The 19,723-nt window shown below is 51.8% G+C and carries 21 protein-coding genes; 12 read left to right on the top strand and 9 right to left on the bottom strand.

What is annotated here, in order from left to right; all coding sequences use genetic code 11:
- Entirely contained in the window at nucleotides 1-870 is an 870-nt protein-coding gene (gene amiA / locus RGV86_RS06325; protein WP_000102902.1) for an N-acetylmuramoyl-L-alanine amidase AmiA, read from the bottom strand.
- A 213-nt stretch (nucleotides 871-1,083) separates the two neighbouring features.
- On the opposite strand from amiA, the gene RGV86_RS06320 reads away from it, so the two are divergent.
- The 4 genes from RGV86_RS06320 (at nucleotide 1,084) to yfeX (ending at nucleotide 3,576) form a co-directional block, all read left to right on the top strand.
- On the top strand, nucleotides 1,084-1,509 hold the full coding sequence (locus RGV86_RS06320; RefSeq protein WP_000406000.1) for a GNAT family acetyltransferase: 426 nt from the start codon (nucleotides 1,084-1,086) through the stop codon (nucleotides 1,507-1,509).
- Complete coding sequence (locus RGV86_RS06315; protein ID WP_024212565.1) at nucleotides 1,496-1,945, top strand: DUF2919 domain-containing protein; 450 nt, start codon at nucleotides 1,496-1,498, stop codon at nucleotides 1,943-1,945. Before RGV86_RS06320 ends, RGV86_RS06315 begins: the two co-directional genes overlap by 14 nt.
- A gap of 60 nt (nucleotides 1,946-2,005) precedes the next feature.
- Nucleotides 2,006-2,581, top strand: a complete 576-nt coding sequence (locus RGV86_RS06310; protein ID WP_000838931.1) for an RpoE-regulated lipoprotein — start codon at nucleotides 2,006-2,008, stop codon at nucleotides 2,579-2,581.
- 95 nt (nucleotides 2,582-2,676) lie between these two features.
- Complete coding sequence (yfeX, locus tag RGV86_RS06305) at nucleotides 2,677-3,576, top strand: porphyrinogen peroxidase (RefSeq protein ID WP_010344616.1); 900 nt, start codon at nucleotides 2,677-2,679, stop codon at nucleotides 3,574-3,576.
- A gap of 146 nt (nucleotides 3,577-3,722) precedes the next feature.
- Here the strand turns inward: yfeX and murP are convergent, their stop codons facing one another.
- Together murP and murQ are read right to left on the bottom strand one after the other, a co-directional pair.
- Nucleotides 3,723-5,147 (bottom strand): PTS N-acetylmuramic acid transporter subunit IIBC, encoded by a 1,425-nt coding sequence (gene murP / locus RGV86_RS06300; protein ID WP_001040441.1) that lies wholly within the window; start codon nucleotides 5,145-5,147, stop codon nucleotides 3,723-3,725.
- A gap of 3 nt (nucleotides 5,148-5,150) precedes the next feature.
- Entirely contained in the window at nucleotides 5,151-6,047 is an 897-nt protein-coding gene (gene murQ / locus RGV86_RS06295) for an N-acetylmuramic acid 6-phosphate etherase (RefSeq protein ID WP_001175639.1), read from the bottom strand.
- Between the two features lie 229 nt (nucleotides 6,048-6,276).
- Between murQ and ucpA the strand changes: the two genes are divergently transcribed.
- The 6 genes from ucpA (at nucleotide 6,277) to cysM (ending at nucleotide 12,229) form a co-directional block, all read left to right on the top strand.
- Nucleotides 6,277-7,068, top strand: a complete 792-nt coding sequence (gene ucpA / locus RGV86_RS06290; RefSeq protein ID WP_000517454.1) for an SDR family oxidoreductase UcpA — start codon at nucleotides 6,277-6,279, stop codon at nucleotides 7,066-7,068.
- A 303-nt stretch (nucleotides 7,069-7,371) separates the two neighbouring features.
- The gene (gene cysP, locus RGV86_RS06285; protein ID WP_085460999.1) at nucleotides 7,372-8,388 is read left to right on the top strand and encodes a thiosulfate/sulfate ABC transporter substrate-binding protein CysP; all 1,017 of its coding nucleotides are present in this window, start codon (nucleotides 7,372-7,374) and stop codon (nucleotides 8,386-8,388) included.
- A complete protein-coding gene (gene cysT, locus RGV86_RS06280) occupies nucleotides 8,388-9,221 on the top strand; it encodes a sulfate/thiosulfate ABC transporter permease CysT (protein WP_032225900.1) in 834 nt (277 codons plus the stop codon). The genes cysP and cysT overlap by 1 nt, the downstream gene beginning before the upstream one ends.
- On the top strand, nucleotides 9,221-10,096 hold the full coding sequence (cysW, locus tag RGV86_RS06275; RefSeq protein ID WP_000852695.1) for a sulfate/thiosulfate ABC transporter permease CysW: 876 nt from the start codon (nucleotides 9,221-9,223) through the stop codon (nucleotides 10,094-10,096). Before cysT ends, cysW begins: the two co-directional genes overlap by 1 nt.
- Nucleotides 10,086-11,183 carry a sulfate/thiosulfate ABC transporter ATP-binding protein CysA gene (cysA, locus tag RGV86_RS06270; RefSeq protein ID WP_085460998.1) on the top strand — a complete coding sequence of 366 codons (1,098 nt, stop codon included), beginning with the start codon at nucleotides 10,086-10,088 and terminating at the stop codon, nucleotides 11,181-11,183. The genes cysW and cysA overlap by 11 nt, the downstream gene beginning before the upstream one ends.
- Before the next feature lie 134 nt (nucleotides 11,184-11,317).
- Nucleotides 11,318-12,229, top strand: coding sequence for a cysteine synthase B (cysM, locus tag RGV86_RS06265; RefSeq protein WP_000105472.1), 912 nt, complete (start codon nucleotides 11,318-11,320; stop codon nucleotides 12,227-12,229).
- 2 nt (nucleotides 12,230-12,231) lie between these two features.
- Here cysM and RGV86_RS06260 read toward each other — a convergent pair whose 3' ends face one another.
- Nucleotides 12,232-12,600 (bottom strand): YfeK family protein, encoded by a 369-nt coding sequence (locus RGV86_RS06260; RefSeq protein ID WP_000719935.1) that lies wholly within the window; start codon nucleotides 12,598-12,600, stop codon nucleotides 12,232-12,234.
- Between the two features lie 103 nt (nucleotides 12,601-12,703).
- Between RGV86_RS06260 and pdxK the strand changes: the two genes are divergently transcribed.
- Nucleotides 12,704-13,555 (top strand): pyridoxine/pyridoxal/pyridoxamine kinase, encoded by an 852-nt coding sequence (pdxK, locus tag RGV86_RS06255; RefSeq protein WP_000096632.1) that lies wholly within the window; start codon nucleotides 12,704-12,706, stop codon nucleotides 13,553-13,555.
- A 41-nt stretch (nucleotides 13,556-13,596) separates the two neighbouring features.
- On the opposite strand, the gene crr is transcribed toward pdxK, so the two are convergent.
- The 5 genes from crr to cysZ all read right to left on the bottom strand — a co-directional run bounded on the left by crr (nucleotide 13,597) and on the right by cysZ (nucleotide 18,476).
- Nucleotides 13,597-14,106, bottom strand: coding sequence for a PTS glucose transporter subunit IIA (gene crr, locus RGV86_RS06250; protein WP_000522247.1), 510 nt, complete (start codon nucleotides 14,104-14,106; stop codon nucleotides 13,597-13,599).
- Between the two features lie 40 nt (nucleotides 14,107-14,146).
- Nucleotides 14,147-15,874 carry a phosphoenolpyruvate-protein phosphotransferase PtsI gene (gene ptsI / locus RGV86_RS06245; RefSeq protein ID WP_000623129.1) on the bottom strand — a complete coding sequence of 576 codons (1,728 nt, stop codon included), beginning with the start codon at nucleotides 15,872-15,874 and terminating at the stop codon, nucleotides 14,147-14,149.
- A 44-nt stretch (nucleotides 15,875-15,918) separates the two neighbouring features.
- Nucleotides 15,919-16,176 (bottom strand): phosphocarrier protein Hpr, encoded by a 258-nt coding sequence (gene ptsH, locus RGV86_RS06240; RefSeq protein WP_000487600.1) that lies wholly within the window; start codon nucleotides 16,174-16,176, stop codon nucleotides 15,919-15,921.
- A 383-nt stretch (nucleotides 16,177-16,559) separates the two neighbouring features.
- A complete protein-coding gene (gene cysK, locus RGV86_RS06235; protein ID WP_000034402.1) occupies nucleotides 16,560-17,531 on the bottom strand; it encodes a cysteine synthase A in 972 nt (323 codons plus the stop codon).
- Nucleotides 17,532-17,714: 183 nt separating this feature from the next.
- Nucleotides 17,715-18,476 carry a sulfate transporter CysZ gene (cysZ, locus tag RGV86_RS06230; RefSeq protein ID WP_000255356.1) on the bottom strand — a complete coding sequence of 254 codons (762 nt, stop codon included), beginning with the start codon at nucleotides 18,474-18,476 and terminating at the stop codon, nucleotides 17,715-17,717.
- A gap of 229 nt (nucleotides 18,477-18,705) precedes the next feature.
- On the opposite strand from cysZ, the gene zipA reads away from it, so the two are divergent.
- Nucleotides 18,706-19,698 (top strand): cell division protein ZipA, encoded by a 993-nt coding sequence (gene zipA / locus RGV86_RS06225; protein WP_032225895.1) that lies wholly within the window; start codon nucleotides 18,706-18,708, stop codon nucleotides 19,696-19,698.
- Nucleotides 19,699-19,723: the final 25 nt, after the last annotated feature.

Below are 19,723 nucleotides of genomic sequence, written 5' to 3'. Positions count from 1 at the left end.
TTACCGTTTTTTCGAGTGTGCTTTCTGGTTGTCAAACCAGTGGAAATAACTGATCACGCCTTCAGCAATCGCTGTGGCGATTTTCTGACGAAACGCCGCCGTGCCTAACAGTCGCTCTTCTTCCGGGTTGGTGATAAACGAAGTTTCCACCAGCACTGAAGGAACCGACGGCGATTTCAACACCACAAACGCGGCTTGCTCAGTGTTGCGGCTGTGCAGTTTATGCACCGGCTTAATCTTTTTCAGAATATGCGAGCCAAGCGTCAGGCTGTTTTTAATGGTATCTGTTTGCACCAGATCAAACAGCACTTGCTGCAATAGATGATCTCTGTCAGTCGCTTTTTTCCCGGCGACTTCATCGGCACGGTTTTCGCGTTCCGACAAATATTTTGCCATCGCACTACTTGCGCCACGGTTAGAGAGGGCAAAGACTGATGCACCTGCGGCTTTTGGGTTGGTAAAGCCGTCGGCGTGAATTGACATAAACAGATCCGCGCCATGTTTATGGGCGATTTCAACGCGATCGTACAGTGGGATAAACGTATCGCCAGAACGCGTTAAACGCGCATCAATGCCATGATTGCGCAAAATGGAACGGACGTTTTTGGCAATTGCCAGCACCACGTGTTTTTCTTTCGAACCGTTGCGACCGATCGCCCCGGTATCAATCCCGCCGTGGCCTGGATCGAGAACAACGACACGTTTGCCGCCAGCTTTTTTGGCTTTTGGCTTGCTGTGTCCGTTACTGGTTTTTAAAGGTTCTTCTTTGGCGATGGCTTGCGACATGCCTGACAACGTCAGGGCAGCCAATCCGGCTTTCAGCACCTGGCGGCGCGAAGTGAGTGTTTTTAGTGGTTTAAAAGTGCTCATACGGCCTGAGTTGTAATAATAAAGTTCCAGATGTTATATCGTATCGCGTAATCCGTTACGACCGTTTGCTGTTGAGAATTGTTTTACTTTTCATTTCAATAGTTGACAACTCCCCATTATGCCACTTTTTCAACCGATTTTCGTCAGATATTGGCTAATTCGACCGTTCACGCCATAATCACCCTTTTAACCCGCAAAAAGGTAACGAATACCATGGAGATACGCGTATTTCGCCAGGAAGATTTCGAAGAGGTCATCACCCTTTGGGAGCGTTGCGACTTGCTGCGTCCGTGGAATGATCCGGAAATGGACATCGAGCGCAAGATGAACCATGACGTCAGTTTGTTTCTGGTCGCTGAGGTGAACGGTGAAGTGGTGGGAACGGTGATGGGCGGTTATGACGGGCATCGCGGATCTGCTTATTATCTTGGCGTGCATCCTGAGTTTCGTGGGCGTGGCATTGCTAATGCGCTGCTTAATCGGCTGGAGAAAAAGCTGATTGCTCGCGGCTGCCCGAAAATTCAGATCAACGTGCCGGAAGATAACGACATGGTGCTCGGAATGTATGAACGCCTGGGATATGAACACGCCGACGTGCTGAGTCTGGGTAAGCGTTTGATTGAAGATGAAGAGTACTGAGTTTCATCCTGTCCATTATGATGCGCACGGACGCCTGCGTTTACCTTTTCTCTTCTGGATTGTGCTTTTGCTACAGGCGCGAACCTGGGTATTGTTTGTTATTGCCGGTGCATCGCGCGAGCAGGGTACTGCGCTGCTAAATCTGTTTTATCCCGATCACGATAATTTCTGGCTGGGGCTGATTCCTGGCATTCCGGCGGTGCTGGCGTTTTTGTTGAGCGGTCGGCGGGCTACGTTTCCTCGCACCTGGCATGGGCTCTATTTTCTGTTGCTGTTAGCGCAAGTGGTTTTACTTTGCTGGCAACCGTGGCTGTGGCTGAACGGTGAATCCGTTAGCGGTATCGGTCTGGCGCTGGTAGTGGCGGATATTGTGGCGTTAATCTGGCTGCTGACCAATCGACGTTTACGCGCTTGTTTTAATGAAGAAAAAGAATAACGGCACTTTTTGGTGAATTTGCACTCCAAGCAACGTTATTGAATAACCAAAGGAAGTGACATGAAATCGCTGCGTTTATTGTTATGCGCTATGCCGTTGATGCTGACTGGCTGTTCCACGATGTCGTCAGTTAACTGGTCTGCCGCTAACCCGTGGAACTGGTTTGGGTCGTCCACCAAAGTGAGCGAGCAGGGCGTGGGTGAATTAACGGCGTCCACACCACTGCAAGAACAAGCCATTGCCGATGCGCTTGATGGCGATTATCGCCTGCGCAGCGGAATGAAAACCGCGAACGGCAACGTGGTGCGCTTTTTCGAAGTGATGAAAGGCGACAACGTGGCGATGGTGATTAACGGCGATCAGGGCACAATCAGCCGTATTGACGTGCTGGATAGCGATATTCCTGCTGATACGGGTGTTAAAATCGGAACACCGTTTAGCGACCTCTACAGCAAAGCATTTGGCAATTGCCAAAAAGCTGATGGTGATGATAATCGTGCTGTCGAATGTAAAGCCGAAGGCAGTCAACATATTAGCTACCAGTTCAGCGGTGAGTGGAGTGGTCCTGAAGGGTTAATGCCTTCAGACGATACCCTGAAAAACTGGAAAGTCAGTAAAATTATCTGGCGGCGTTAATTTGCGTCTGAACAAACCGCCGCCGCGAAAAAACACGTAAAATAGCGCCCAACAATGCCACGGATTGCGTGGCATTCTTATTTTCAGGAGGAACAATGTCTCAGGTTCAGAGTGGCATTTTGCCAGAACATTGCCGCGCAGCGATTTGGATTGAAGCCAACGTAAAAGGGGATGTTGATGCCCTGCGTGCGGCCAGTAAAACCTTTGCCGATAAACTGGCAACCTTTGAAGCAAAATTCCCGGACGCGCATCTCGGTGCTGTGGTTGCCTTTGGTAACAACACCTGGCGTGCTCTGAGTGGCGGCGTTGGGGCCGAAGAGCTGAAAGATTTTCCGGGCTACGGTAAAGGTCTTGCGCCGACGACCCAGTTCGATGTGTTGATCCACATTCTTTCTCTGCGTCACGACGTAAACTTCTCTGTCGCTCAGGCGGCGATGGAAGCCTTTGGTGACTGCATTGAAGTGAAAGAAGAGATCCACGGCTTCCGTTGGGTTGAAGAGCGTGACCTGAGCGGCTTTGTTGACGGTACAGAAAACCCGGCGGGTGAAGAGACGCGTCGCGAAGTGGCGGTTATCAAAGACGGCGTGGATGCGGGCGGCAGCTATGTGTTTGTGCAGCGTTGGGAGCACAACCTGAAGCAGCTTAACCGTATGAGTGTTCACGATCAGGAGATGATGATCGGGCGCACCAAAGAAGCCAACGAAGAGATTGACGGCGACGAACGTCCGGAAACCTCTCACCTGACCCGCGTTGATCTGAAAGAAGACGGCAAAGGGCTGAAGATTGTTCGCCAGAGCTTGCCATACGGTACAGCCAGCGGCACGCACGGTCTGTACTTCTGCGCTTACTGCGCACGTCTGCACAACATTGAGCAACAGCTGCTGAGCATGTTTGGCGATACTGATGGCAAACGTGACGCAATGTTACGTTTCACCAAACCGGTCACTGGCGGCTATTACTTCGCACCGTCGCTGGACAAGCTGATGGCGCTGTAAGTTTTACTCACGCACCTGTAGCGTCTTGCCGGAGCGGCGTAAATGCTTTATCCGGCCTGTATGATCGTTAAAATTCAATAAATTGCAGTTAACCTGCAGGCCCGATAAGCGTAGCGTATCGGGCTGTTTTGTTTCTAAGTTACGGCTTAGTCCAGATTGACGTCACGGCAGCCAAAGAGCGTGGTGAAAATGAACCCGCTAATCCATGCCACCAGAATCCCACCTGCATACACAGCCATTGCCGGAAGGATGCCTTGTGCCGAAGTCATCAGCGGCAACGCCACCAGGCCAGACGGCCCAAAGGCACTGTTTAGCCCCATCGGCAGACCCCACCATGCGATAAGACCAATAAACAATCCACCTGCTGCGCCGCCTAAACAAGCGGTAACAAACGGTTTCATGCGCGGCAGGGTGACACCGTAAATCAACGGTTCACCAACGCCCAGCAGACCAGGGATAATCGCCCCGCGCACCTGGCTGCGTAAGGCACTGTGCGGCTGCGCGCGCCAGTAAAGCGCCAGCGCCGCGCCCACCTGACCTGCGCCTGCCATTGAAAGGATCGGGAATAGACTGTTGAAACCCTGGCTGTCCATCAAGGCAAGATAAACGGGAATAAAGCCCTGATGCACGCCGAAGACCACGGCAATCAGGAACAGTCCGGCAAGCACTGCACAGCCAAGTGGATTACTGTTCAGATGCATAAACAGCCAGGACATGCCTTCGAATAACCAGCCTCCCAGCGGCATAATCACCAGATATGCCAGCGTAGCGGTGATCAGCAGAGTGATTAACGAGGTCAGCAGCATGTCGAGATCGTCCGGCATAAATTGACGCACCATACCTTCAATGCGGGCGCAGGCCCAGGCGGCAATCAGTACGCCGATGATATTTCCGCGCGGATCGATAGGCAGGCCGAAGAAATCGTGAAAACCAGCGTAGTAACCGGTGGTCGCGCCTGGGTTATAACCGAGCAAAAACAGTGCGGCGATAATCGCGCCATTTACACCTGTGCCGCCGAAGGCCTGAGCGGCGTTATATCCCACCAGGATCACCAGGAAGGTGAATAAGCCTTTGCTGAATACCTTCATAAAATTCAGCGCATCGGGCAGCGTTCCCTGGGCATCTGCCGGAACGTGCATCACCGTGGCGATTAACGTCGCAATCCCCAGCAGCAGACCGGCGGCAATAAATCCGGGGATTAGCGGCGTAAAGATAGTGGCGAATTTGGCGAGAAATTGCTGCACGCCAGAGGTTTGTCTGGCTTTTAACTGACGTTTGTTCTGAGCGGCGATTTCTGCGGCATCCTGCACTGGTGTTTCACCCAACAACACGCTCATCGCTTTTGCGGCACGATGCGCTTTGCCCGACCCAAATACCACCTGTACTTGATCGCTGGTCAAAATGACACCCTTCACCCCTTCCAGCGTTTTGATATCAGGATCAACCAGTGAACTGTCATGTACACCGAGACGCAGACGCGTCATACAGTGACCACAACTGGCGATATTTCCCGCGCCGCCGACGCGGGTAAGAATGGTGTTCAGAAGCTCACTGCTGATCTCTTTAGCCATAGGTTATTCCTTTTCCAGAGCCTTACGAATAAAACCGCCATGCTGCGCCAGGCGTTTTTTCGCTTCTGCGGCATCGAGATTTTTCAAGACCATTACAATCGCTGTTTTGCAGTGGCGATCGCAGGCAATTAGCGCCGCTTCCGCCTGTTCCGCGCTACATCCGGTCGCGTTTTTGACAATATTGACCTGGCGCACGTGTAGTTTTTCATTGGTGGCGACCACATCGACCATCAGGTTGCCGAACACTTTTCCTGACTTAATCATCAGCCCGGTGGAGAGCATGTTGAGCACCAGTTTCTGCGCCGTACCTGCTTTCATCCGCGAAGAACCGGTAACCACTTCAGCCCCGACGACTGGCGTAATAGCAAACTCTGCGGTTGTTGAAACAGCACTACCGGGATTACAGGAAATGCCCACCGTGCGGCAGCCCAACTGGCGAGCGTATTCCAGCCCGGCAATCACATACGGCGTGCGACCACTGGCAGCAATACCGACAACCACATCCTGCGCCGTTAACGCAATATTTTTCAGATCGTTGACGCCGCCTTCCCGGCTGTCTTCCGCGCCTTCCACCGCGTGCTGAATGGCATATTCGCCGCCAGCAATCAAACCAACCACCAGACCAGGTTTCACGCCGTAGGTTGGGGGGCACTCGCTGGCATCCAGAATCCCCAGCCGACCGGAAGTCCCGGCACCGAGATAAATCAGACGACCACCACCGCTGACCTGGGCGTGGATGACATCAATCGCCGCTGCGATATCCGGCAGTACTCGCTCAACGGCCAATGGAACGGTTTTATCTTCATCATTGATAATTCGGCACATTTCCAGCGTCGATACGCGGTCGATTTCAGCCGAGGCGCTGTTCGAACCTTCAGTAATCATTTTTTCAAGTTGCATATACAATCACCTTAAATATTTGCCTTCGAATAATTTCATATGGAGTGAATCATATCTCCCTGCCTGATTATGTACAGCAGGGAATGCATACAATGACAGAGTTGTGGTTAAGGGAGATTTTACTTAAGATTTTCCTGAATTTAGATCCACTCCTCAGCATTGATCTGTTATTCAGGTATGGTAGGGACAATAGAGCGTAATGCTCTGTATTCAAAAGGAGAAACTTGAAATGGGTAAACTCACGGGCAAGACAGCACTGATTACGGGCGCATCGCAAGGCATTGGTGAAGGAATTGCCAGAACCTTTGCGCGTCATGGCGCAAACCTAATCTTGCTGGATATCTCCCCTGAGATTGAAAAGCTGGCGGATGAGCTGTGTGGTCGTGGTCATCGCTGTACGGCGGTAATTGCCGATGTACGCGACCCGGCGTCAGTTACGGCAGCGATCAAGCGCGCGAAGGAAAAAGAAGGGCGCATTGATATTCTGGTGAATAACGCAGGTGTTTGCCGTCTGGGTAGTTTTCTTGAAATGAGCGATGACGATCGCGATTTCCATATTGATATCAATATCAAAGGTGTCTGGAACGTCACGAAGGCGGTGCTGCCGGAGATGATTGCCCGCAAAGATGGTCGCATTGTGATGATGTCTTCGGTCACCGGCGATATGGTGGCCGATCCGGGCGAAACAGCGTATGCCTTAACGAAAGCGGCGATTGTGGGGCTAACCAAATCGCTGGCAGTGGAGTATGCACAGTCGGGGATTCGCGTTAATGCAATCTGCCCTGGTTACGTTCGCACGCCAATGGCGGAAAGCATCGCCCGTCAGTCAAATCCGCAAGATCCGGAATCGGTGCTCACCGAAATGGCAAAAGCAATCCCGCTGCGTCGCCTCGCCGATCCGCTGGAAGTCGGCGAACTGGCAGCCTTCCTCGCGTCGGATGAATCCAGCTATTTAACAGGTACACAGAATGTGATCGATGGCGGTAGCACACTACCGGAGACGGTTAGCGTCGGCATCTGATTCACCTCTGTTTCCTCCCTGCATTAGTGGGGAGGATTTCGTCTTGAACTAAGTTCACCAGGCTATTTTATTTGTCATTTTTGCCCCAGGCAGTGCTCGAAATCCTCACGTACTATGTGTACGCTCCGGTTTCTCCGCGCTGTCCGTGTCCAAACTGACTGCAACAATTACGCCTGTTGAACCAAGTTCTTATTCCCTTTTCAACTTCCAAATCACCAAACGGTATATAAAACCGTTACTCCTTTCATGCCCGTTATAAATATGATGGCTATTAGAAAGTCATTAAATATATAAGGGTGCGCAATGGCCGTTAACTTACTGAAAAAGAACTCTCTCGCGCTGATCGCTTCGCTGCTGCTGGCTGGCCACGTGCAGGCAACGGAACTGCTTAACAGTTCTTATGACGTCTCCCGCGAGCTGTTTGCCGCCCTGAATACCCCGTTTGAACAGCAGTGGGCAAAAGATAACGGCGGCGACAAACTGACGATAAAACAATCTCATGCCGGGTCATCAAAACAGGCGCTGGCGATTTTGCAGGGCTTAAAAGCCGACGTTGTTACTTATAACCAGGTGACCGACGTACAAATCCTGCACGACAAAGGCAAGCTGATCCCGGCGGACTGGCAGTCGCGCCTGCCGAACAACAGCTCGCCGTTCTACTCCACCATGGGCTTCCTGGTGCGTAAGGGCAACCCGAAGAATATCCACGACTGGAACGATTTGGTTCGCTCCGACGTGAAGCTGATTTTCCCGAACCCGAAAACGTCCGGTAACGCGCGCTACACCTATTTAGCCGCGTGGGGCGCAGCGGATAAAGCCGACGGTGGTGATAAAGCCAAAACCGAACAATTTATGACCCAGTTCCTGAAAAACGTCGAAGTGTTCGATACCGGCGGTCGTGGCGCAACCACCACTTTTGCCGAGCGCGGTTTGGGCGATGTGCTGATCAGCTTCGAATCGGAAGTGAACAACATCCGTAAACAGTATGAAGCGCAGGGCTTCGAAGTGGTGATTCCAAAAACCAACATTCTGGCGGAGTTCCCGGTGGCGTGGGTGGATAAAAACGTGCAGGCCAACGGTACGGAAAAAGCCGCCAAAGCTTACCTGAACTGGCTCTACAGCCCGCAGGCGCAAACCATCATCACCGACTATTACTACCGCGTAAATAACCCGGAAGTTATGGACAAACTGAAAGATAAATTCCCGCAGACCGAGCTGTTCCGCGTGGAAGACAAATTTGGCTCCTGGCCGGAAGTGATGAAAACTCACTTCACCAGCGGCGGCGAGTTAGACAAGCTGTTAGTGGCGGGGCGTAGCTGATGTTTGCCGTCGCTTCCAGACGTGTGCTGCCGGGCTTTACCTTAAGCCTCGGCACCAGTCTGCTGTTTGTGTGCCTGATTTTGTTACTGCCGCTTTCCGCACTGGTGATGCAGCTCTCTGAGATGAGCTGGGCGCAGTACTGGGAGGTGATCACCAACCCGCAGGTGGTGGCGGCCTATAAAGTGACGTTGCTGTCGGCGTTTGTGGCATCGATTTTTAACGGCGTTTTCGGTCTGCTGATGGCATGGATCCTAACCCGTTATCGCTTTCCGGGGCGCACTCTGCTTGATGCGCTGATGGATTTGCCGTTTGCATTGCCGACGGCGGTAGCAGGTTTAACGCTGGCTTCGCTGTTTTCGGTCAACGGCTTTTACGGTGAATGGCTGGCGAAGTTTGATATCAAAGTCACCTACACCTGGCTGGGGATTGCGGTGGCAATGGCCTTTACCAGTATTCCGTTTGTGGTGCGTACCGTGCAGCCGGTGCTTGAAGAGTTAGGCCCGGAATATGAAGAAGCGGCGGAAACGCTCGGAGCAACGCGCTGGCAGAGTTTCTGCAAAGTGGTGCTGCCGGAGCTTTCCCCTGCGCTGGTGGCGGGTGTGGCGCTGTCGTTCACCCGTAGCCTCGGTGAGTTTGGCGCAGTGATTTTTATCGCCGGGAACATCGCATGGAAAACCGAAGTCACATCGCTGATGATTTTTGTGCGGTTACAGGAATTTGATTACCCGGCGGCGAGCGCGATCGCTTCGGTGATCCTCGCGGCATCACTGCTGCTGCTGTTCTCTATTAACACTCTGCAAAGTCGCTTTGGTCGGCGTGTGGTAGGTCATTAATGGCGGAAGTTACCCAATTGAAGCGTTATGACGCGCGCCCGATTAACTGGGGCAAATGGTTTCTGATTGGCACCGGGATGCTGGTTTCGGCGTTCATCCTGCTGGTGCCAATGATTTACATCTTCGTGCAGGCATTCAGCAAAGGGCTGATGCCGGTTTTACAGAATCTGGCCGACCCGGACATGCTGCACGCCATCTGGCTGACGGTGATGATCGCCCTGATTGCCGTACCGGTAAACCTGGTATTCGGCATTCTGCTGGCCTGGCTGGTGACGCGTTTTGATTTTCCGGGACGTCAGTTGCTGCTGACGCTGCTGGACATCCCGTTTGCCGTATCGCCGGTGGTTGCCGGTCTGGTCTATCTGCTGTTTTACGGCTCGAATGGCCCGCTGGGCGGTTGGCTCGACGAGCATAACCTGCAAATTATGTTCTCGTGGCCGGGGATGGTGCTGGTCACTATCTTCGTGACTTGCCCGTTCGTGGTGCGCGAGCTGGTGCCGGTGATGTTAAGCCAGGGCAGCCAGGAAGACGAAGCGGCGATTTTGCTTGGTGCATCTGGCTGGCAGATGTTTCGTCGCGTCACATTGCCGAATATTCGCTGGGCGCTACTTTACGGTGTAGTGCTGACCAACGCCCGCGCAATTGGTGAGTTTGGCGCGGTGTCGGTGGTTTCCGGCTCGATTCGCGGTGAAACGCTGTCGCTGCCGTTACAAATTGAATTGCTGGAGCAGGACTACAACACTGTCGGCTCCTTTACCGCTGCGGCGTTATTGACGCTGATGGCGATTATCACCCTGTTTTTGAAGAGTATGTTGCAATGGCGCCTGGAGAATCAGGAAAAACGCGCGCAGCAGGAGGAACATCATGAGCATTGAGATTGCCAGGATTAAGAAGTCTTTTGGTCGCACCCAGGTGCTGAACGATATCTCACTGGATATTCCTTCAGGCCAGATGGTCGCGCTGCTGGGGCCGTCCGGTTCCGGGAAAACCACGCTGCTGCGTATTATTGCCGGGCTGGAACATCAAACCAGCGGACATATTCGCTTCCACGGCACTGACGTCAGCCGCCTGCACGCGCGCGACCGTAAAGTCGGTTTCGTGTTCCAGCATTACGCGTTGTTCCGCCATATGACGGTATTCGACAATATCGCTTTTGGCCTAACGGTGCTGCCGCGTCGCGAGCGGCCAAATGCCGCAGCCATCAAAGCGAAAGTGACAAAATTGCTGGAGATGGTGCAGCTTGCTCATCTGGCGGATCGTTATCCGGCGCAGCTTTCCGGCGGTCAGAAACAGCGTGTGGCGCTGGCGCGCGCGCTTGCTGTTGAACCGCAAATTCTGCTACTTGATGAACCGTTTGGCGCACTGGATGCGCAGGTGCGTAAAGAGCTGCGTCGTTGGTTGCGTCAACTGCATGAAGAACTGAAATTCACCAGCGTCTTTGTGACCCACGACCAGGAAGAAGCGATGGAAGTCGCTAACCGCGTGGTGGTGATGAGCCAGGGCAATATTGAACAGGCTGACGCGCCGGATCAGGTATGGCGCGAACCGGCGACCCGTTTTGTGCTGGAATTTATGGGCGAAGTAAACCGTCTGCGTGGCACCATTCGCGGCGGGCAGTTCCACGTTGGCGCGCACCGTTGGCCGCTGGGATATACGCCTGCCTATCAGGGGCCGGTGGATCTCTTCCTGCGCCCGTGGGAAGTGGATATCAGCCGCCGTACCAGCCTCGATTCGCCACTGCCGGTACAGGTACTGGAGGCCAGCCCGAAAGGCCACTACACCCAATTAGTGGTGCAGCCGCTGGGATGGTATGACGACCCGCTAACCGTGGTGATGCGCGGGGATGACGCGCCAGTACGCGGCGATCGCCTGTTTGTTGGGCTGCAACATGCGCGGCTGTATAACGGTGACGAGCGTATCGAAACCCTCGATGAGGAACTTGCTCTCGCACAAAGCGCCTGATAGGTTGAGTGAATGTTAAACGCCCGGAGGCGCTTCCCGCGATCCGGGCTTTTTAATGGCAAGGTTTTGTAACCTGTAGGCCTGATAAGACGCGCAAGCGTCGCATCAGGCAACACCATGTATGGACAGAGATCGTGAGTACATTAGAACAAACAATAGGCAATACGCCTCTGGTGAAGTTACAGCGAATGGGGCCGGATAACGGCAGTGAAGTCTGGTTAAAGCTGGAAGGTAATAATCCGGCAGGTTCGGTGAAAGATCGTGCGGCGCTATCGATGATTGTTGAGGCGGAAAAACGCGGTGAGATTAAACCGGGCGATGTGTTGATTGAAGCCACCAGCGGTAACACCGGCATTGCGCTGGCAATGATCGCCGCGCTAAAAGGCTATCGCATGAAATTGCTGATGCCCGACAACATGAGCCAGGAACGCCGTGCGGCGATGCGTGCCTACGGTGCGGAGCTGATTCTGGTGACCAAAGAACAAGGCATGGAAGGCGCGCGCGATCTGGCGCTGGAAATGGCGAACCGGGGCGAAGGCAAGTTGCTCGATCAGTTCAACAACCCCGATAACCCCTACGCCCATTACACCACCACCGGGCCGGAAATCTGGCAGCAAACTGGCGGTCGCATTACCCATTTTGTCTCCAGTATGGGGACAACCGGCACCATTACCGGTGTGTCACGGTTTATGCGCGAGCAATCCAAACCGGTGACCATTGTCGGCCTGCAGCCAGAAGAGGGCAGCAGCATTCCGGGCATTCGCCGCTGGCCAGCAGAGTATCTGCCGGGGATTTTCAACGCCTCGCTGGTGGATGAGGTGCTGGATATTCATCAGCGCGATGCGGAAAACACCATGCGCGAACTGGCGGTGCGGGAAGGGATTTTCTGCGGCGTTAGTTCTGGCGGCGCGGTTGCTGGTGCGCTGCGCGTGGCAAAAGCTAACGCTGGCGCGGTAGTGGTGGCGATTATCTGCGATCGCGGCGATCGCTACCTTTCCACCGGCGTATTTGGCGAAGAACACTTTAGCCAGGGGGCGGGGATTTGAGTTTATTGCGCAGGCAACGTTTTATCCGTCTGGGCAATTAACGTATGTAAAAAAGGTTGCGCGTTTTCATCGCTCTTACCAGGGATCTTCACAATGTAAGGCTTTCCGGTAATCGATGATGACGAGGCAACCTTATCAATAAATTGCTCGGCAGTATCAATGCGATTACGGGTATTGCCCAGCTTCAGACGCAGGTGGGAAACCGCTTCATCGCAGGTGTGTTCATCGCCGTTGCGTACAAATATCAAATCCTTTTTCTGTGCTAATCCCTCTAGTATGGCGTTGATGCGGGCTTCTTCATGGGCTGTTAACTTCGCGTAAGCGGGAAGTGCCATTAACAGCGTAATGACCAGACAAATGATTTTCTTCACTGAATTACCTTATCCTTGTTTTGTGATAGCCGATTTGACTGCCAGAATCAGGTAAAGTTTCGGTTGGAATACGATGGGGATCATCGGCAAGGAGAAAAACTAAATGAGTAGTTTGTTGTTGTTTAACGATAAGAGCAGGGCGCTGCAGGCGGATATCGTCGCCGTGCAGTCGCAGGTGGTGTACGGCAGCGTAGGTAACAGCATTGCCGTGCCTGCGATTAAACAGAACGGCCTGAATGTCTTTGCCGTGCCGACCGTGTTGCTGAGCAATACGCCGCATTACGATACGTTCTACGGTGGTGCGATTCCGGACGAGTGGTTTAGTGGCTATTTGCGTGCGCTTCAGGAGCGTGATGCGCTGCGCCAACTTCGCGCTGTTACCACGGGCTATATGGGGACGGCATCGCAAATCAAAATCCTTGCTGAATGGCTGACAGCCTTACGCGAAGAGCATCCTGACTTGCTGATTATGGTTGATCCGGTGATTGGCGATATTGATAGCGGTATTTACGTCAAAGCTGATCTTCCCGATGCGTATCGGCAATATTTACTGCCGCTGGCGCAGGGGATTACGCCAAATATCTTTGAGCTGGAAATATTGACCGGTAAAAACTGCCGCGACCTCGACAGCGCCATTGCTGCTGCAAAAAGCCTGCTTTCAGAGACATTAAAATGGGTGGTTGTTACCAGCGCCTCCGGCAATGAAGAACACCAGGAGATGCAGGTGGTGGTGGTCAGTGCCGATAGCGTGAATGTCATTTCCCATTCACGGGTAAAAACCGACCTGAAAGGTACTGGCGATCTGTTTTGCGCCCAGCTTATTAGTGGATTACTGAAAGGGAAGGCGTTAACCGACGCAGTACACAGCGCGGGCTTACGTGTGCTGGAGGTAATGCGTTATACCCAGCAACATGAGAGCGATGAATTGATTTTGCCGCCGCTGTTAGAAGCATAAAAAAATGGCGCCGATGGCGCCATTTTTCATTGCGGCAAGAATTACTTCTTGATGCGGATAACCGGGGTTTCACCCACAGTCACGCTACCGGACAGTTTGATCAGTTCTTTGATTTCGTCCATGTTGGAGATAACAACCGGAGTCAGGGTAGACTTGGCTTTCTCTTCCAGCAGCGGCAGATCGAATTCAATAACCGTATCGCCAACTTTCACGCGCTGACCTTCTTCAGCAATACGCTTGAAGCCTTCGCCTTTCAGTTCAACGGTGTCGATACCGAAGTGGACGAACAGCTCAACGCCGCTATCGGATTCGATAGAGAACGCGTGGTTGGTTTCAAAGATTTTACCAATGGTGCCGTCAACCGGAGCGACCATTTTGTTACCAGTTGGTTTGATAGCAATGCCATCACCAACGATTTTTTCCGCAAAAACGACATCCGGCACGTCTTCGATATTGACGATCTCGCCAGAGAGCGGAGCAATGATCTCAATAGTTCCGGTATCCTTTTTGTCATCGGAAACCAGAGATTTCAGTTTATCGAACAAACCCATGATCTTCTCCTAAGCAGTAAATTGGGCCGCATCTCGTGGATTAGCAGATTGTTTTTTCTTCAATGAACTTGTTAACCAGCGTCATTAACTCGTCCGTTGTCGGTTGAGCAAGAGCCTGCTCTGCTAACACCTTCGCATCTTCGAAGTTCGTGTTACGGATAATCTTCTTAATGCGCGGGATAGAAATGGCGCTCATAGAGAATTCGTCCAGACCCATCCCCAGCAACAGAAGTGTAGCACGTTCATCGCCAGCAAGCTCACCACACATGCCAGTCCATTTGCCTTCAGCATGAGAAGCATCAATAACTTGCTTGATCAAGTTCAGCACGGACGGTGACATTGGCTGGTAAAGGTGTGAAATCATATCATTACCACGGTCAACTGCCAGAGTGTACTGCGTTAAATCATTGGTGCCGATACTAAAGAAATCAACTTCTTTGGCTAAATGACGCGCAATTGTTGCGGCAGCCGGTGTTTCCACCATTACGCCAATTTCAATTGATTCGTCAAACGCTTTACCTTCGTCACGCAGTTCCTGTTTGTAGATTTCGATCTCTTTGCGCAGAGCGCGAACTTCTTCGACAGAGATGATCATCGGGAACATGATGCGCAATTTACCGAAAGCAGAGGCACGCAGGATAGCGCGGAGCTGATCGCGCAGGATCTCTTTACGATCCATCGCGATACGGATAGCACGCCAGCCGAGGAACGGGTTCTCTTCTTTCGGGAAGTTCATGTACGGCAGCTCTTTGTCGCCGCCAATGTCCATGGTACGAACGATAACAGCCTGCGAACCACACGCTTCAGCCACTGCTTTATAGGCAGCAAACTGTTCTTCTTCTGTTGGCAGCGCGTCGCGGTCCATGAACAAGAATTCAGTACGATACAGACCAACGCCTTCAGCGCCGTTACGTTCTGCACCTTCAACATCACGAACAGTACCGATGTTAGCGCACACTTCTACCTGGTGACCGTCCAGCGTAATAGCCGGGAGATCTTTCAGTTTAGCAAGCTCTGCTTTTTCAGAAGCAACTTGCTCCTGAACAGCGCGCAATTTATCGATAACTTCGTTGGTTGGATTGACGTAAACCTGATTATTTACGGCATCCAGAATCAGATAGTCGTCATTTTTCACCTGCGAAGTGACGCTACCAGTACCCACGATGGCCGGCAGCTCCAGAGAACGCGCCATAATAGAAGTGTGGGAAGTACGGCCACCCGCGTCGGTGATGAAACCCAGCACCTTCTTCAGGTTCAACTGTGCGGTTTCGGACGGTGTCAGGTCAGCGGCAACCAGAATGACTTCATCCTGAATGGCGCTCAGATCGATAATCTTCAGACCCAGGATGTTGCGCAGCAGGCGCTTACCGATATCACGCACGTCAGCCGCACGCTCTTTCAGGTATTCATCATCCAGTTCTTCCAGGGCAGAAGCCTGACCTTCAATAACTTCATGAGCAGCTGCGTCAGCCGTCATGTGCTTATCTTTAATCAGGGCTATGATTTCCTGCTCCAGCTCCTCATCTTCGAGCAGCATAATATGCCCTTCAAAGATGGCTTCTTTTTCTTCACCGAACGTTTCACCAGCTTTCGTTTTGATCGTTTCCAGCTGGGCTGATGCCTTGGCACGACCGCTCAGAAAACGTTCAACTTCCTGATCAACCTGGTCGGCAGAAATTTTTTTCCGGTCAATGACGATTTCGTCTTCTTTCAGAAGCAGAGCTTTACCGAAAGCGATACCCGGGGATGCTAAAATGCCTGAAATCATAACCCTACCTTACTTGTGACTGATTTTTAAAAGAACCCGGGAAATTACTCGAGTTCCGCCATCAGTTTAACCAGATGTTCAACCGCTTTCTGCTCGTCTTCGCCTTCAGCGGAGATAGTCACAACGGTCCCTTGAGTCAGGCCCAGAGTCTGCAGTTTAAACAGGCTTTTCGCGCTGGCGCTTTTGCCGTTGGAAGTCACAGTAATTTCAGAAGTGAAGCCCTTAGCTTCTTTTACAAACTGGGCAGCAGGGCGGGTGTGCAGACCGTTCGGAGCGGTAATGGTAACTTCTTGCTGGAACATTGTATTTCCCCAACTTATAGGTTTAGTGTTGTGGAACTAAAGTCTAGCCTGGCGGTTTGACTTTAGCCTGTATTGTTAGCGCCAGTTTTTAACAGACGCGACGCACGAAGTGTTCTGTACAGTCCATTGCTGGCGGATATCGACCGCTGACGTTTCGTTCATCATTAAACATTATGCCGCTAAAGGAAGAATTGAACCAAATCATAAAATCGATTCAGCTAAGGCTTTTCCTGTAACGATTAATTTCGCGCATCAAAATAATTAGTCAGGTTAAATACCAGTTCCGACAGGCTGAATCAATGCCAGGAGAGGCTAAAATTTGAAGTAGGCCACAAAAAAGCACCTGAAAAGGTGCTTTTTTACGCATTTTTAACAACCTGGCATTACTGTTGCAATTCTTTTTCGGTAAAGAGATCGGCAAATAATGCGGTGCTTAAATAACGCTCACCCGATGATGGCAGAATAACCACAATATTCTTATTGGTAAAGCTTTCATCTTCTTGTAGTTTCAACGCCGCAGCAACCGCCGCACCGGAAGAGATTCCGGCAAGAATGCCTTCTTCTTCCATTAAACGACGTGCAGTAGAGATAGCTTCTTCATTGGTGATGCCAATAACTTTATCGACCAGTTTGAGATCAAGGTTCGCCGGGATAAAGCCAGCGCCGATGCCCTGGATTTTATGCGGGCCGGGTTTGATTTCTTCACCTGCCAGCGCCTGGGCGATAACGGGAGAATCGGTTGGCTCAACGGCAACAGAGATGAGGTCAGTCTTGCCTTTGGTGCCTTTAATGTAGCGGCTGACGCCGGTCAGCGTACCGCCAGTACCGACACCCGCAATAAATACATCAACCTGACCGTCGGTATCTTCCCAGATCTCCGGACCGGTGGTTTTTTCATGAATTTCCGGATTCGCCGGGTTGCTGAATTGTTGTAGCAGCAGGTATTTCTCTGGGTTACTGGCGACAATTTCTTCTGCTTTTTGAATCGCGCCTTTCATGCCCTTCGCGCCTTCAGTCAGTACCAGGTTTGCGCCCAGGGCTTTCAGCAGTTTGCGGCGTTCAATACTCATTGTCTCTGGCATGGTCAGAGTGAGTTTATAACCGCGAGCGGCTGCCACATAAGCCAGAGCAATACCAGTGTTGCCGCTGGTGGGTTCAACCAGTTCAACGCCGGGTTTCAGCACGCCGCGTTTTTCGGCATCCCAAATCATATTGGCACCGATACGGCACTTAACGCTGAAGCTGGGGTTACGAGATTCCACCTTCGCCAGAATACGTCCGTTACCGATGCGATTCAGGCGAACCAGCGGTGTGTGACCGATAGTCAGCGAGTTATCTTCAAAAATCTTACTCATGGCCTGTCCTTAACTGTATGAAATTGGGATACAACAGGTAGCATACCCGCTCAGAGAATATGCGGAAGTAAGGATTTAGCATATCTATATGCAGAAGGGAAATAATGACTTGCAAGATGGAATAAGGGTGGCATAAGCCACCCTTGTTTCATACAAATAGTTTACAAAATAACCGGAAGATTGTTACCGCCATAGTGCATGTTTAGCGCGATAGCAATCGACCCACATTGCTGTCGCGCCACAGACGGCCACCGGCATGATGAACAGGTTGAGCACCGGGATCATCGTGAACAGACTCGTTAATGCGCCAAACTGCATGTTAGTGATTTTGCGCGTGCGCAGGGCAGTGCGCATTTCTTTGAACGGCACTTTGTGGTTGTCGAACGGATAGTCGCAGTACTGAATGGCTAACATCCAGGCGCTGAACAGGAACCACAACACTGGCGCGACGGTTTGCCCGATGCCAGGGATAAAGTAGAGGATCAGCAATACGATGGCGCGTGGCAAATACCACGCAAATTTTTGCCATTCGCGTTTCATAATTCGCGGCACATCTTTCATGATACCCAAAATTCCGGTATCCGGCGGCGTAGCGCCTGTCAGCCTTGCTTCCAGTTGTTCAGCCAATAAACCGTTAAATGGCGCGGCAATCCAGTTCGCAATAGTTGAGAAAAAATAGCCAAAAATCAGCAGCACGGAGAGAACCGCGACAGGCCACAGCAAATAGCTTAACCATTGCAGCCAGTCAGGCACGTGGCTCATTAATGATGGGATCCAGACATCCAGTTGGGTAAAGAGCCACCAGAATGCACTTCCCATCAACAAAATATTGACCAACAGAGGTAAAATGACAAAACGCCGAATCCCGGGTTGCGAGACGAGCTTCCAGCCTTGCGCAAAATAGTAAAAACCGCTGCGTGGGGAAGATGTGTATGTTGAAACCATAATCAGGAGATGCTCCTTTTGACCAATCCCAGGAAAATTCTGCGTATTTTACCGGGTAATTGCGCAATGGACAGTTAGGATATGTTCGAAAAAACAGCAAAAAGCACGATTTCATCTATCTTTGTGCTGTGAAAGTTAAGAGTGCACTTGCACTCGAGGTAATCGGCAAATACTCTTAGTGAGTAAATGTTTGCCGTGGTGGCAAGGTGTTAGAACAACAGAGAATATAATGATGCAGGATTTGCGTCTGATATTAATCATTGTTGGCGCGATCGCCATAATCGCTTTACTGGTACATGGTTTCTGGACCAGCCGTAAAGAACGATCTTCTATGTTCCGCGATCGGCCATTAAAACGAATGAAGTCAAAACGTGACGACGATTCTTATGATGAGGATGTCGAAGATGATGAGGGCGTTGGTGAGGTTCGTGTTCACCGCGTAAATCATGCCCCGGCTAACGCCCAGGAGCATGAGGCTGCTCGTCCGTCGCCGCAACACCAGTACCAACCGCCTTATGCGTCTGCGCAGCCGCGTCAACCGGTTCAGCAGCCGCCTGAAGCGCAGGTATCGCCGCAACATGCTCCGCATTCAGCGCAGCCGGTTCAGCAACCGCAGCCGGTTCAGCAGCCGACCTACCAGCCGCAGCCTGAACAGCAGGTTGCTTCGCAAGTACCGCCAGCTCCGCAACCGACGCAGCCAGCGCCCCAACCAGCGCAGCAGGCTTTCCAGGTTGCGGAACCCGTAGCGGCACCGCAGCCTGAACCTGTAAATGAACCGGCACCTGTCATGGATAAGCCGAAGCGTAAAGAAGCGGTGATCATTATGAACGTCGCGGCGCATCACGGTAGCGAGCTGAATGGTGAACTGCTTCTTAACAGCATTCAGCAGGCGGGCTTTATCTTTGGCGATATGAATATTTACCATCGTCATCTCAGCCCGGACGGCAGTGGCCCTGCGTTATTCAGCCTGGCGAATATGGTGAAACCGGGAACATTCGATCCTGAAATGAAGGATTTCACCACTCCTGGCGTCACTATCTTTATGCAGGTTCCGTCTTATGGTGATGAACTGCAAAACTTCAAGCTGATGCTGCAATCTGCGCAGCATATCGCTGATGAAGTCGGTGGCGTAGTTCTTGACGATCAGCGCCGTATGATGACTCCGCAGAAACTGCGCGAGTATCAGGACATCATCCGCGAAGTGAAAGACGCTAACGTCTGATACACTTAAGGCAAATTAACTCTTC

The organism is Escherichia ruysiae, from assembly GCF_031323975.1.
GTDB classification, from domain to species: Bacteria; Pseudomonadota; Gammaproteobacteria; order Enterobacterales; family Enterobacteriaceae; genus Escherichia; species Escherichia ruysiae.
The sequence above is the reverse complement of the archived record's forward strand: the minus strand, read 5'-3'. Positions and strand labels throughout refer to the sequence as shown.